Source organism: Chitinophaga chungangae (assembly GCF_017742215.1).
In the GTDB taxonomy this organism is placed as follows: Bacteria; Bacteroidota; Bacteroidia; order Chitinophagales; family Chitinophagaceae; genus Chitinophaga; species Chitinophaga chungangae.
On record NZ_JAGHKP010000001.1, the window covers coordinates 1,848,464 to 1,861,870 of the forward strand.

General features: G+C 53.9%; 11 protein-coding genes. 10 read left to right on the top strand and 1 reads right to left on the bottom strand.

Annotated elements, in window-relative coordinates; genetic code table 11:
• The first annotated feature begins 6 nt into the window (after positions 1-6).
• The 5 genes from J7I43_RS07895 to J7I43_RS07915 all read left to right on the top strand — a co-directional run bounded on the left by J7I43_RS07895 (position 7) and on the right by J7I43_RS07915 (position 6,931).
• Positions 7-1,647: a RagB/SusD family nutrient uptake outer membrane protein gene (locus tag J7I43_RS07895; protein WP_209144984.1), complete on the top strand. Its 1,641-nt coding sequence runs from the start codon at positions 7-9 to the stop codon at positions 1,645-1,647.
• A 41-nt stretch (positions 1,648-1,688) separates the two neighbouring features.
• Complete coding sequence (locus J7I43_RS07900; protein ID WP_209144986.1) at positions 1,689-3,809, top strand: hypothetical protein; 2,121 nt, start codon at positions 1,689-1,691, stop codon at positions 3,807-3,809.
• Between the two features lie 3 nt (positions 3,810-3,812).
• Positions 3,813-5,216 (top strand): arylsulfatase, encoded by a 1,404-nt coding sequence (locus J7I43_RS07905; protein WP_209144988.1) that lies wholly within the window; start codon positions 3,813-3,815, stop codon positions 5,214-5,216.
• Positions 5,217-5,225: 9 nt separating this feature from the next.
• On the top strand, positions 5,226-6,170 hold the full coding sequence (locus J7I43_RS07910) for a glycerophosphodiester phosphodiesterase family protein (protein ID WP_209144990.1): 945 nt from the start codon (positions 5,226-5,228) through the stop codon (positions 6,168-6,170).
• Positions 6,171-6,253: 83 nt separating this feature from the next.
• Positions 6,254-6,931 carry a hypothetical protein gene (locus J7I43_RS07915; protein ID WP_209144992.1) on the top strand — a complete coding sequence of 226 codons (678 nt, stop codon included), beginning with the start codon at positions 6,254-6,256 and terminating at the stop codon, positions 6,929-6,931.
• Between the two features lie 2 nt (positions 6,932-6,933).
• Here J7I43_RS07915 and J7I43_RS07920 read toward each other — a convergent pair whose 3' ends face one another.
• Complete coding sequence (locus J7I43_RS07920; protein ID WP_209144994.1) at positions 6,934-8,016, bottom strand: DNA alkylation repair protein; 1,083 nt, start codon at positions 8,014-8,016, stop codon at positions 6,934-6,936.
• Between the two features lie 40 nt (positions 8,017-8,056).
• Here J7I43_RS07920 and J7I43_RS07925 point away from each other — a divergent pair, with 40 nt between their 5' ends.
• From J7I43_RS07925 to J7I43_RS07945, 5 genes are all read left to right on the top strand, one after another.
• On the top strand, positions 8,057-8,983 hold the full coding sequence (locus J7I43_RS07925; RefSeq protein WP_209144996.1) for a hypothetical protein: 927 nt from the start codon (positions 8,057-8,059) through the stop codon (positions 8,981-8,983).
• A 373-nt stretch (positions 8,984-9,356) separates the two neighbouring features.
• Positions 9,357-10,484, top strand: a complete 1,128-nt coding sequence (locus J7I43_RS07930) for a fatty acid desaturase family protein (protein ID WP_209144998.1) — start codon at positions 9,357-9,359, stop codon at positions 10,482-10,484.
• A 159-nt stretch (positions 10,485-10,643) separates the two neighbouring features.
• Complete coding sequence (locus J7I43_RS07935) at positions 10,644-10,898, top strand: RNA recognition motif domain-containing protein (protein ID WP_209145000.1); 255 nt, start codon at positions 10,644-10,646, stop codon at positions 10,896-10,898.
• A gap of 55 nt (positions 10,899-10,953) precedes the next feature.
• Complete coding sequence (locus J7I43_RS07940) at positions 10,954-11,232, top strand: hypothetical protein (RefSeq protein ID WP_209145002.1); 279 nt, start codon at positions 10,954-10,956, stop codon at positions 11,230-11,232.
• A 138-nt stretch (positions 11,233-11,370) separates the two neighbouring features.
• The gene (locus tag J7I43_RS07945; RefSeq protein ID WP_209145004.1) at positions 11,371-13,407 is read left to right on the top strand and encodes a beta-L-arabinofuranosidase domain-containing protein; all 2,037 of its coding nucleotides are present in this window, start codon (positions 11,371-11,373) and stop codon (positions 13,405-13,407) included.

The window sequence follows — 13,407 nt, forward strand, 5'->3', positions numbered from 1 at the left end:
TTCAAGATGAAACTCACCAAACTTTTCTATATAGCGGCCTGCTGCCTTGCGCTGGCATCCTGCGACGATTCGCTCGATATTGAGCCCACCGATCAGCTGACGGACGCTTCCGTTTGGAAAACGCCTGCCAACGCCGGTCTTTTCCTCAACGATATTTACAACAACCTGAACCCCGGCCCGCAAAGCACGGTGTTCACCAATGTACCGTCTGAGATCAGCAACGACCCGCTGGACAATTTCTCGGACAACAGCATCAGCGGCCCGCTGGCGGGCATTCCTTCGTATCAGAACTTCGCGCAGGGCTCTTACGGCCCTTCTACGCCGATCTTCACGCCGCATTGGAAAAATATGTACACGAACATCCGCAAATGCAACGTGTTCATCAAAAACGTGTCTGCCTCCAATTTCGATGACGCTACCAAAAAAGGCATGCTGGCGCAGGCGAAATTTCTGCGCGCGTATTTCTATAAATCTTTGATGGACCTGTACGGCGGCGTGCCCATCATCACCGTCCCGCTGAACCAGGCCGAGCAGGGCGACGACATTTTTTATCCCCGCAACACCTGGGAAGAATGTGTGGCCTTTATCCAGAAAGAATGTGAAGAAGCCGCCGCGGACCTCCCGCTGAAAGTAGCCGCTAAAGACGCCGGAAGGGCCACCAAAGGCGCCGCATGGGCGCTGAAGGGCGAAACCGAGCTGTATGCCTCCAAATGGGCGGACGCCGCCGCCACCAATAAAAAGATCATGGAAGCAGGCGCGGGTTACGACCTGTACCCTGATTACGGCGCGCTGTTTTTGCCCGCCAATGAAAACAACCTCGAAGTGATCTTCGATATCCAGTACGCGGCCAACATCCGCGGGAACATCAAGGAAAAATACTGGAACCCCGTGAAAGTGTCTGACGGCGGCGGCTGGGGCGCCGTGAACCCCACGCAGGACCTGGTGGACGAATACGAATTCCTCGACGGGAAAACCGAAGCCGAAGGCTCCGCGCTTTTTGATCCCGGGCATCCTTACGACAACCGCGACAAACGTTTTGCCGCCACCATCATTTACGACGGCTCCGCCTGGAAAGCCGGCATCATTTACACCCGTCTCGGCGTTGCCAACAATCCCAACGAGCTGGATGCGTCCGGCGCCGGCGGTAAAGGCCGTACCGGTTATTTCATGAAAAAGGCGGTAGACCCGGCGGTAGTGCCTGGCAACAGCAGCGGCGGAAACTCCATCATCTGGCGGTATGCGGAAGTGTTGCTCAATTACGCGGAAGCGCAGAACGAAGCCGTTGGCCCGGACGAAAGCGTGTACAAAGCGATGAAAAAAGTGAGGGAGCGGGCAGGGCTTCCGGAGCTTCCCGCCAATCTTACCAAAGAGCAGATGCGCGCGCGCATCCGGCGGGAAAGGAGAGTGGAGCTGGCTTTCGAAGGCAAACGTTTCTCCGACATCCGCCGCTGGAAAACAGCAGCAGCCATTTTCGCGCAACCGCTCCGCGCGATGAAAATAACCGTGGTGAACAATAAACCCGTATACGAAAAAGTAAATGCAGGCGGCGGCAAGATCGCGTTCGACGCAACGAAGAACTACCTGATGCCCATCCCGTCCAGCGTAATCGCACAAAACCCGAAGATCATACAGAACCCGAATTATTGATGTTTGAAAACCACTATTCATTAACCTCCAAAGTTTGTTTTATGAAAATTTCCGCGACTATGGTGGCCGCCATCGGCATGGCCATCCTGACCGCCTGGTCATGTAAAAAATTGAGCGAGAAAGTGGAGAAGGAAGTACTGGACGGCAAACGCTCCGGCGTTTCATCCATACAGGGAATGGTATCTTACAGCTGGAACAACGTGGCCATCGGCGGCGGCGGGTATGTTACCGGCATGGCTATTCACCCCACCACTGGCAACCGCATGTACGCCCGTACAGACGTTGGCGGCGCCTACCGCTGGGACGGCACCAACCAGCGCTGGCAGCCGATGCTGGACGGCATCAGCAGCATCAGGGTAGACGGCATGGCGCTGGACGCCAACGCGCCGGACAGGGTTTACCTCGCCCTCAACGACGGCGTGTACCGCTCCAACGACCGCGGCGACAACTGGACGAAAGTGTTTTCCACCACCTACAACGGCAACGGCGACCTCCGCTGGGCCGGCGAATGCCTGGCGGTGGATTCGCTCACCAGCACGGTGATCTACGCAGGCACCCGCACCGACGGCCTGTACCGCAGCACCAACACCGGCACTTCCTGGACGAAAGTGGCGACGGTGCCCGGCAGCGCGAACGTGCGCATCGTGGCCACCGATCCGTCTTCCAGCGTAAGCGGCCGCTCCGCCAAAGTGTACGCGGGCATTCCCGGCGGCGGCATTTACCGCAGCACAGATGGCGGAATGACTTTCTCCGCCATGAGCGGCGCGCCCGCATCGCCTAACAGGATGGTGGTAATGGGCGGCAAATTGTACGTGGCGCATTCCACCGGCGTTACCGTGTGGAATGGCAGCACCTGGACGAACATTACGCCGGCAAGCGGCATGAACAAAAACTATTGCGGCATCGCGGTGGAATCTTACGATCACAACAAGATTGCCGTTTGCCAGCGCTACTCTACTTTTAATAATCCGCTCTACCGCTCTTCCAACGGCGGCAGCAGCTGGGAACAGATCAACACAACATCACTGCCCATCACGAAAACGCTGGAAGCGCCCTGGTGGCCCAACAGCTGGTTTTCCAGCGCTACATCCTGCCTCGTGTTCGACCCTTTGCATCATGGCGACCTGTATTATTCCGACTGGTTCGGCGTATGGTTCAGCTCCAACGTTTGGGCCGCGGGCAATGTGGCATTCACCACGCGCATCAAAGGCGATGAGGAAACCGTGGTGCTCACGCTCGCGTCCGCGCCCGGTACAGTGCCACTGTACTCAGGCCTGGCAGACGTGTTCGGTTTCCGCCACGATAACGTGACAGCCTATCCGTCTGCGAGACTGTACAACATCAACGAAGGTTTCAGCATTTCGTACTGCGAATCGCAGCCCGCGAACATCGCCATCCTCGGCGCTTCCGGCAACGACGGCACCGGTACCATCCTTGCCACATCCTCCAACAGCGGCACCTCCTGGACCACGCGCACGCTGCCTTCCGGCGTGAAGCTCGGCAGGATCTGCATTTCATCCGCCAATCCCGATAAAATGGTGTACATCGCGGGCGGAAGCGGCGGAGCGGTGTATTACAGCACCAACAGGGGCAGCAGTTGGTCTGCGGCTACAGGCGCGCCCACCGGCGCGGTGAACGCGATCGATGTGTGGAGCAAAGATTTCTCCATCACCGCGGATTGCGTGGACGGCGATAAATTTTACATCTACAAAACCGGCTACCTCTACGCCAGCACAGACGGCGGCGCTACCTGGAGCCAGCAGAACGCCACGGCCATTCCCAACAAAAATTCATATTTGTTCGTAGCCGCAAGGCCGGGAACAGCCGATGAAGTATGGGTAAGCCTCGATGGGAACGGTCTTTACAAAACCACCAACGGCGGCGCCACTTTCAGCAAAGTGACCGCGCTTACCACCTGCACGGCCTTTGCATGGGGCGCGCCTGCCAGCGGGTCTGCCACGCCCACGCTCTTCGCTTACGGCACCGTTGGCGGCGTAAAAGGAATGTACCGTTCCACCAATCTCGGCGCCGGCTGGGACCAGATAGACAACGGCACGCAGAAATTCCCCGCGGGCGTGAAATCGCTCGCTGGCGACCGCACCGTGTTCGGCAAAGTGTACGTGGGCACAGGCGGCCGCGGAGTATTATATGGACAACCGTAAATCATGCATAAAAAAAGATCCATTTTCGGATGCGGTATCATGCTGCTGGCCGGTGTTTGCCTTGCAGGCGCGCCTGCAGGGAAAAAAACGGCGGAACAGCGGCCTAACATCATTCTCATATTGGCAGACGATATGGGGTATGGCGACCTGGGTTGCTACGGCCAGCAGATGATCCGCACTCCCAACATCGATGCGCTGGCCCGCAATGGCATGCGCTTTACCGCCCATTATACGGGCAGCACGGTATGCGCGCCCTCGCGCGAAGCCATGCTTACCGGCAAACACACCGGTCATACCGCCATACGCGGCAACTTTCTGACAGACGAAAAGGAAGACCCGCCCATGCCATCCGGAAAGGTGACCATCGCCGAGCTGCTGAAAAGCGTGGGCTACCGCACCGGGCTGGTTGGTAAATGGGGACTGGGAGGGGAGCGGCACGGGCCTGAAAAACAAGGCTTCGATTATTGTTACGGCTACCTCGACCAGATACAGGCACATAACTATTACCCGCCCTTCCTTTACGAAAACGGCAAAAAGGTAATGCTGCCCGAAAACGCGGACGGTAAAGAAGGCGCGTACAGCCATCGCCTGTTCGTGGAAAAGACCATGCAGTTCCTGGATAATGCCCGGAAGGACGAACCGTTTTTCCTGTACCTGCCTTACACGATCCCGCACGGGAAACACGTGATACCGGATAACTCCGCGTATGCGGATAAAGACTGGCCGGAGCAGATGAAAAACTACGCCGCCATGATCTCCCTGCTGGACGCGGATGTCGGCCGCATCCTGCAAACGCTGAAAGAAAAAGGGCTCGACAAAAACACGCTCGTCATTTTCACCAGCGACAACGGGGCCAATCCTGGTTTTGGCAAGTTCTTCAAAAGCAACGGCGCTTCGCGCGGGCAAAAGACGAGCCTTTACGAAGGCGGCATCCGCGGCCCGCTGATCGCCAGCTGGCCCGGGAAGATACAGCCCGGTACGGTTTCCAGCGGCGTTACCGCGGCCTGGGACCTGCTGCCCTCCATCTGCGACGCGGCAGACATCAAAAAGCCCGCGGGGCTCGACGGCATTTCGCTGTACGGCGCCTGGACAGGCAAACCCCTGGCAGGAGAACGGCCGTACCTTTACTGGGAATATTACACCTACAATTACAACTGGGACAAACCCGGCGTAACCTTGCCGCGCAACTGGCTGGAAAGCCGGGCTGTACGCTCCGGCAAATGGAAAGCCGTGAAAAAAAGCACGCCCGACGGGAAATCAGCGCCTGCCGAACTGTATGATCTGTCTGCAGACGCTTCTGAAACAACCGACGTGGCGGCGGCCAACCCAACTGTCGTGAAGCAGCTGGAAGCCATCATGAAAAAGGCAACCATTGCCGATGCATCTTATTTTCCATACAAAAAATAACGAACAGATATGTTGAAGAGCAAATACATCCTCCCGGTGCTGTTGCTGCTGACGCAGGCGGTGATCTTCGGGTTCCGCCAGCCCGCGCAGCTGCACACCATCAATACCGGCAACGCAAAAGAGATCAAGGATTTTTTCCGGTACACGCCCGACAGGCTGCCTTTCGTATGTTCGCATCGCGGCGGGCCGCGCAAGGGTTTCCCGGAAAACTGCATCGCCACTTTCGAGAACACGCTTTCCCATTACCCGACCATGCTGGAGATCGACCCGCGTTTTACCAAAGACGGCAAGATCGTGCTGATGCACGACCCTACGCTGGACCGCACTTCCAACGGCACGGGCAAAGTAGCCGACCACACGCTGGCGGAACTGAAAAAGCTGCGGCTGAAAGACACCGAAGGCAATCTGACGGACTTCACCATTCCCACGCTGGACGAAGCTTTGGAATGGGCGAAAGGAAAGACGATATTGGTGATAGATGCCAAAGATGTGCCGGTAGACGTGCGCGCCGCCAAGATCGTGGAGCACAAAGCCGAGGGCAACGCCATCATCATCGCGTATTCCATCGAAGACATACAGAAATGTTACGCGGTAAGCAAAGACATCGTGATGGAAGTGATGACGGCCAAACCGGAACAGATCGCTGCGCTGGACAAATGCGGCGTGCCCTGGGAAAACCTGGTCGGGTTCGTGAGCCACGAGATGCCGCAGGACAAAAACATCTTCAGCGAAGTGCACAAACGCGGTTCCATGTGCGTTCTCGGCAGCTCGCGCAATATCGACCGGCAGTTCACGAAAGGCCAGATATCCGCCGCCGAGCTGGAAGCGGGTTATCTCAACCTGATACGGCAGGGCGCGGACGTGATCGAGGCCGACCTGGGCATCGAATCGGGCGCGGCGCTTCATTCGCTGCAACAGGCCGCATCGTCTAAAGCGAAGTATTTCGGGAAATAAAAGTTGAATATGCACTGCCGGGGGAACCACAAGGTTTCCCCGGTTTTTTTATTATTTTCGGTGATCTAAAAATCCTTATATCTATGGGTACCTGGCTGAATATCTTTATCCGGCACAATGATCACCGGCAGGTGGCGGACGCATTGCAGGAGTTTTCGGAAGTAAGCGAAGTGCGGCAGGGGAATACGTCCGATGTGTTGAAATGTTCTTCGCTGATATTACACGGGGAGGATACGCCGCCGAGCTTTCTTGTCTCAGAAGATATGCAGAACGGCTGGATACGCGTGCACCTGAATTCCTTCGCAAAACTTCCCGGCTGGCTCGAAAAACTCTCAGACCGTTTGCAGACCAGCGTTTTGCAGGTCATAGGTCAAACCACTTCCGATTATTATTACCTGCTGCTGTACGAAAACGGCCGGTTCAAAAGAGAGCTGGAAGGGATCAGGGACGAACCGGAAAAGTATATAGACCGTGGCGAAATGCTGCCTTTTGAAGAGCCGTTTGTGCCCGGGCTGGATGAATACGAATGCGAAAAGGTAAGATTGAACGGCGATGATGTGGACGACTTTTGCAAAGGGCTTGGTTTCGATTTCTGGAGCGACTTTGAATACGAAGGCCGGGAGTTTTACCTGCTGAAAAAAGACATCATCGGGCTGACGATGGATGAATACCTCGATCAAAAGAAATACAAACGGGCGGTCGTCCGGGAACCAACAGCTGCAGCCAAATCACGTCCCTGGTGGAAATTCTGGCAGCGTTAAATTTATACGCTCAGGCTAAAACCTTTACTTCCCATGGTTTTCCCGTTCACGATGATCTCCAGCAAATGTTTCCCCGGGTAATGTTTGCGTGTGGTAAGATCCTGGAATAATTGTTTTTTGACGATCTGCAGCGTTTGCCCCGGCTGCAGCTCTGTTTCTTTCAGTTTAAATACTTTTTTAGACGTTTCGCCGGAAGATTTTATGTAATGCACGGCGTAATCGATCACCAGTTTTTGCGGCGTTTCTTTTTTGCTTGCCAGCTGAAAACTGAATTGCAGCGTATCGCCCAGCCTCAGCGAAGTTTTATCCAGCCAAAACCTGCCAAACTTCACCTGCGCCTCTTCCCCGAACCCGAAAATATCCAGCGCTTCCTTATCGCCTTTTTTAATGAGGGTGCGGATGGCGTGTTTGATGATCCACGCGGTATGCCGGTGGCGTTTATCCCAGTTCTTCACCAGCTGCAGCATGTACGCCGTATTGTCTTTGGAATGATCGTTCAGGTGATTGGCGACGGATTTGCGCACGTACAGCTCTTCGTCTGCGTTCAGCTTTTCGAGTATGGTTTGCGTAAGCGCCGGTTTTTTGATGATCCCGTCCAGCTTAAAAGACCACGGCAATCGCGGCCTGCTGCCTTCAGACGCGAGCCTGCGAACATGATGGTTTTTATCTTCCGCCCATTTGTTCATCACTTTCAGGGTTTTGTCCAGGTCGGTTTTGAGGAACTCGCGGATGGCGAATTCCGAAGAGCCGATCGTCGTAAAACGTTTGAGTGCTTCCATCGAAAGATCGAAATGTTGTTTGCCGTACAACGCCACGAAATCGGGCAATACCAGCGCCGTGTAGCCTGTTTGAAGGGAAGGGGCGGCTTTGAAAAGCACTTCCGCCGCTTTCGTGAAATCACCCGGCAGATGTTTGTGCAGCATTACGGAAGTATTGCGCAGCCGGCCGTTCAGCGAAAGCGTTTCCATGCCCTGCGTAACGTCTTTGATGAATGTTTTTGGGTTGAAGTTTTTATCCGCTCCGGCGAAGGCCTGCGCGAAATGCCGGTAAAATTCCCGGTTGAACATTTCTTTCAATGGTTCCATACGGGTAAAATTACTAATTTAAAAGAACGAATCATGTCTTATGCAACAGGAGATCATCGGCCGCATCGCCGCGGCCTGCGAAGGAAAAAATATCGTGGACGCGCTGGCGGCTTTGCCCGGGGCGGATTTTAACACGCTGCTGCTGGAAGTGTTCAACCGCCGCGCGGCCGCTCTTTCCGCGCCCGGTTTGCTGCTGCAATACAAACAGAACCGCTTTGTAAAACCGGCGGACATGAATGCCGTTGTTTTCGCCACTCTGCAGCTGGCTACGCTGCAAACGCTCGAACGGATGCATTTCAGCCCGGTGATGTTATCGCCGGTTTCCCCGCTCGGCAGCTGTTCCGTTTTCGGCGCCGTGAGCCAGGAAAAGGTAATGAGCGCCACGAGGGGAGCGGAAGTGTTGGCGGACGCCACGAACGCGCTCGCCCTGCATATCGCGGAGCTGAAACAGCAGGGTGCGATACACGAAGCGGACCTCTGCGCCGTGCAACGCCATGTGCGCACGCAGCCGCTTCCTTCCAAAGCCTTCACGCCGCATTTTACCATCGCCTGCCTTACCAGCGCCGGCATGGACCGCGGAAGTTACCGCTTCGAATGCGAAAGTCTTTACAAACATGCCGCCGCCTGGGCCGCCGTGCTGCGAGGGGTTTTCGGCATCACGCAAATGCGCCTGCGCCTGATCGCGCGGGAGGGAACTGCAGATGGAAATGCTTTACTGACGGCTGTTTCCGGCTTTCTTGCCGAACGTTTGCCGGAGGTATCGATCGAAAAGATCGTTAACAGCCCAAAGAATAATTATTATACCGGTATCCAGTTCAAAGTCGTGATACAGGTAAAAGAACAGGAATGGGAAATCGTGGACGGCGGTTTCACCACCTGGACGCAACAGTTGCTGGGCAACAAAAAAGAACGCCTGCTGATCTCCGGCTTCGGGCTCGAACTCCTGAAACGGGTGATACAGGAATGACGGAGGCAAAGAATATTTTTATCAGCTCCGTGATCACATGAAGTTCTTGGAGTGGCGGTTTGGCCTGCTTCCGTGGTAACGTTCCGGCGCAGGCCGCCGTTCGCCACCTTTTTGATTTTAGTGGATACGAAACTGATGTTAGGGTACTAGGTGGAATCGAAAAATTCGCCGTTGCGGAGATGTTCGTCCCGCTGCGGACGTTTTTCCACAGAACGCTAAGGAAATGTTAAAGCTGTTAAATAAAACGGCTTTTAACCGTTATTTGTAGAAAACGGTCCCCCGGCGTTCGCGCTTTATTTTATTGCAGTTATAAAGACCGGACAAATGTTTTGCAGGGTTTTTGCGGGAGGATTATTATCATTATTATTATCATATGAAAGCAAACAAATTGGATATTGTCCGTTTTGCGTCCAAAGGCGACGGCAGTTTTTACGACACGGTGAAAGCCAGGGCGAAGGCCTATTTCGAGCGGCACAATATTTCACCCTATGCCAATGCGCAGATGTGGGTAAAAACGGCATGTATGTTAGCCCTGTATTTTGTTCCGTATATCTTTTTAATTACAGGCGTAGCGGGTGGCAACGGATGGATTTTCTTCATGCTCTGGTTCCTGATGGGGCTGGGCATGAGCGGTATCGGCACGGCCGTGATGCACGACGCCAATCATGGCACCTATTCCGCAAACAAAAACACGAATAAATTTATCGCTTACATATTGGAAGTGATCGGCGGCTATACGGTCAATTGGAAGATACAGCACAACATCCTGCACCACACTTACACCAATATTTCCGGGCTGGACGAAGACATCGACACGATGGGCCTCATCCGCCTGTCGCCCAATCAGCCGGTGAAATGGTACCACCGGTACCAGCACCTGTATGCCTGGTTCTTTTATATGATCATGACGTTGTATTGGATGACGGCAAAGGACTTTTTCCAGGTGGCGCGGTATAAGAAATTCGACCTGCTGATCAAGCAAAAACTTTCCCTGACACGGGCCATGTGGCAGATTTCCCTGTACAAAACCTTTTATTATTGTTATGTGCTTGTATTGCCGCTGATATTTTCCGGTATGCCGTGGTATTTTGTGATCGCGGGTTTCCTGCTGATGCATTTCACCGCCGGCTTGCTGCTGTCCTGCATTTTCCAGCCTTCGCATATCATGGAAACGTCGGATTTCGCCGTGCCGGTGTATGCGGAGAATAAAAGACAGATGGAAAATTCCTGGGCGGTACACGAAATTGAAAATACGACCAACTTTGCGCCGAAGAACCGCATCCTTTCTTGGTTCGCGGGAGGATTGAACCGCCAGATAGAACATCACCTGTTCTCCGACATCTGCCACGTTCACTACCGGAAATTAGCGCCCATCGTGAAAAGTACGGCCAGGGAATTCGGTTTGCCCTATAACGAACAACGAACGTTCCTGAAGGCTTTGCGGGCACATGCCGTTATGCTGAAAAAACTGGGCCGGGGCACTGCGCGGCCGGCAGAATAAAAGTATTTTGGGGATTTGGTTAAAATAAGACTACCTTTAGCAAGTTACCATTTGAGTTCATCAGCTCGCCTCAGCTGGATATACTTTTTCCAGGATTAGTTATCTCCTTCTTTTTACCCTGCTTTTAGCTCAGATCATTCCATCATTCAAACTTTTCAAATGAACATTTACGTATCAAACCTGAGCGCTATTCTTAATTCTCAGGACCTCACGAAACATTTTTCGCGTTACGGCACTGTTGCTTCCGCGAACATCGTCACCGATAAATTCACCAATCAAAGCAAAGGCTTCGCTTTCATCGAAATGCCGGACGACAGGGAAGCCCAAAAAGCTATTACTGAGCTGAACGGCACATTGCTCGACGGTCGCAGTATTGTTGTAAACGAAGCCAGGCCCAGAAAAGACCGCTACTGATGCGCGCAGGAACATGGCCGTTCTTTCCCTTTACCTTTCACATTAAAAAAGGTATATGACAATAAAAGAAGTTTATGAGTTGCTTTGCAGCAGGAATTATTATGAGCTGGACAGTTCAACAACATTCCGCTTTTTGGGGAACACCATGTTTGTAGACCGCAGGGCAGGCGTACCTTTTTCCTTACAGGAAGATAGGGGCGATATTTACCTGGATACCACACTACGGCCGGACCGGAGAGATGGCATGCTCAGGATCGTAACGAACCACCCCGACGGAAGGCCGCTCCATTTCTTCGGAAAGAACAGCGGGCTGGAAGTACTGGTGCTCGATTGATTCTGTTTACATAAAAAGCCAAAAAGTTAAAACACTATATAGCTGGCGCCGGAATTATCCCGGCGCCAGTTTATTTTATACCGGGGATTTAGTATTTTAATCCGGATTATATTATATCACGTTTGCACGGCTTTTGTTATGAACCCATTCCTCCATAAAAGTTCCATCTTATTGATCGCACTGGCTGCAACCTTAAATGCCACAGGCCAGGTGAAAAAAGAAACCCGTCACGCTGCCTGTTATACGCTGAGCCGCGCGCCGCTCCGGCAGAACCCTTATATACAATTGCCGCTGGGCGCCATCAGGCCGCGGGGCTGGCTGAAAGAAATGCTCGTGCGCCAGAAGAACGGCGCCACCGGCAACCTTGACAAATTGTATCCCATCGTGATGAACCACCGCAACGGCTGGCTCGGCGGAGACGGCGACCAATGGGAGAGAGGGCCGTACTGGATCGACGGGTTGCTGCCGCTGGCATACATCCTCAACGACAAAGAGCTGATCGCCAAAACAAAACCCTGGGTGGAATGGGCCATCAACAGCCAGCAACCGGACGGTTATTTCGGGCCGTCGAAAGATTATGAATACGAGCCGGGCATTCAGCGCGACAACAGCCGCGACTGGTGGCCGAAAATGGTGATGCTGAAAGTGCTGCAGCAATATTATTCCGCCACCGGCGACAAAAGGGTGATCTCGCTGATGACGAATTATTTCCGTTATCAATTAAAAGAGCTTCCTCAAAAGCCGCTCGACCACTGGACTTTCTGGGCGCGTTACCGCGGCGGGGACAACCTGATGACGGTTTACTGGCTCTATAACATCACCGGCGACCCGTTTTTGCTCGAGCTGGGCGACCTCCTTTACAAACAAACGTTCGATTATACCAACGCTTTCCTTCATACCAGCCTGCTGGCCACGCCCGGGAGCATTCACTGCGTGAACCTCGCGCAGGGCATGAAAACACCTTTCATTTATTACCAGCATCATCCCGAGCCGAAATACCTCGAAGCCGGGAAAAAAGGATTTGAAGACCTGCGCAAATACAACGGCATGGCGCATGGGCTGTACGGCGGCGATGAGGCCCTCCACGGCAACAATCCCACGCAGGGCTCCGAATTATGCAGCGCGGTGGAAATGATGTTCACGCTGGAAAATGCGCTGGAGATCACGGGTGATGTGGGTTATGCGGACCATCTTGAAAAAGTGGCGTTCAACGCCCTGCCCACGCAAACCACCGAAGATTACATGACGCGGCAATATTTCCAGCAGGCCAACCAGGTGATGGTGAGCCGCCACATCCGGAACTTCGATCAGAACCATACCGAAACCGACGTGTGTTACGGGTTATTGTCCGGCTACCCCTGCTGTACCTCCAACATGCACCAAGGCTGGCCGAAATTCACGCAGAACCTGTGGTACGCCACGGCAGCGGGCGGCCTCGCCGCACTGGTGTACGCGCCCAGCGAAGTGAAAGCATACGTGGGCGGCGGCCGCGAGGTAACGTTCGTGGAAGAGACCGGTTATCCCTTCGAAGAAACGGTGCGTTTTACGCTGAAAATGGATGGCAAACCGCTGTCGTTTCCCTTTCACCTGCGCATACCATCGTGGTGCAAAAAAGCAGCAATAAAGGTCAACGGCGAAACCGTGCAAAGCCCTGCCGGCGGCCAGGTGGCGGAGATCGGGCGGGAATGGAAAAACGGCGATGTGGTGGAGCTGACGCTGCCGATGCACATTTTTAAGGAACGCTGGTACGAAAATTCAATTTCCATCGAGCGCGGGCCGCTTACTTACGCGCTGAAGATCGGGGAGGAATTAAAAAAAGTGGTGAACGAAAAAGACCCGGCTGTATATGGCGATTTTTATTACGAAGTACATCCTTCCACTCCGTGGAACTACGGCCTGTTCGACATGAACGCCAATAAAATGCAGGAAAATTTTATCGTGGAAAAAACCGGTAAAACATCCGTTTACCCATGGACGCTGAATAACGCGCCGCTTGTGATCAAAACAAAAGCGAAACGCGTGCCTTCCTGGCAGCTGTACAACGAAATGGCCGGCCCGATGCCTTATGCGATGATGAACAACATCGCGCCGGGCGCGGAAGAAGAGGTGGTACTGGTGCCCTATGGCTGCACGAAGCTGCGTGTGTCGCAATTCCCGGTGGTGGGAAGAAAATAG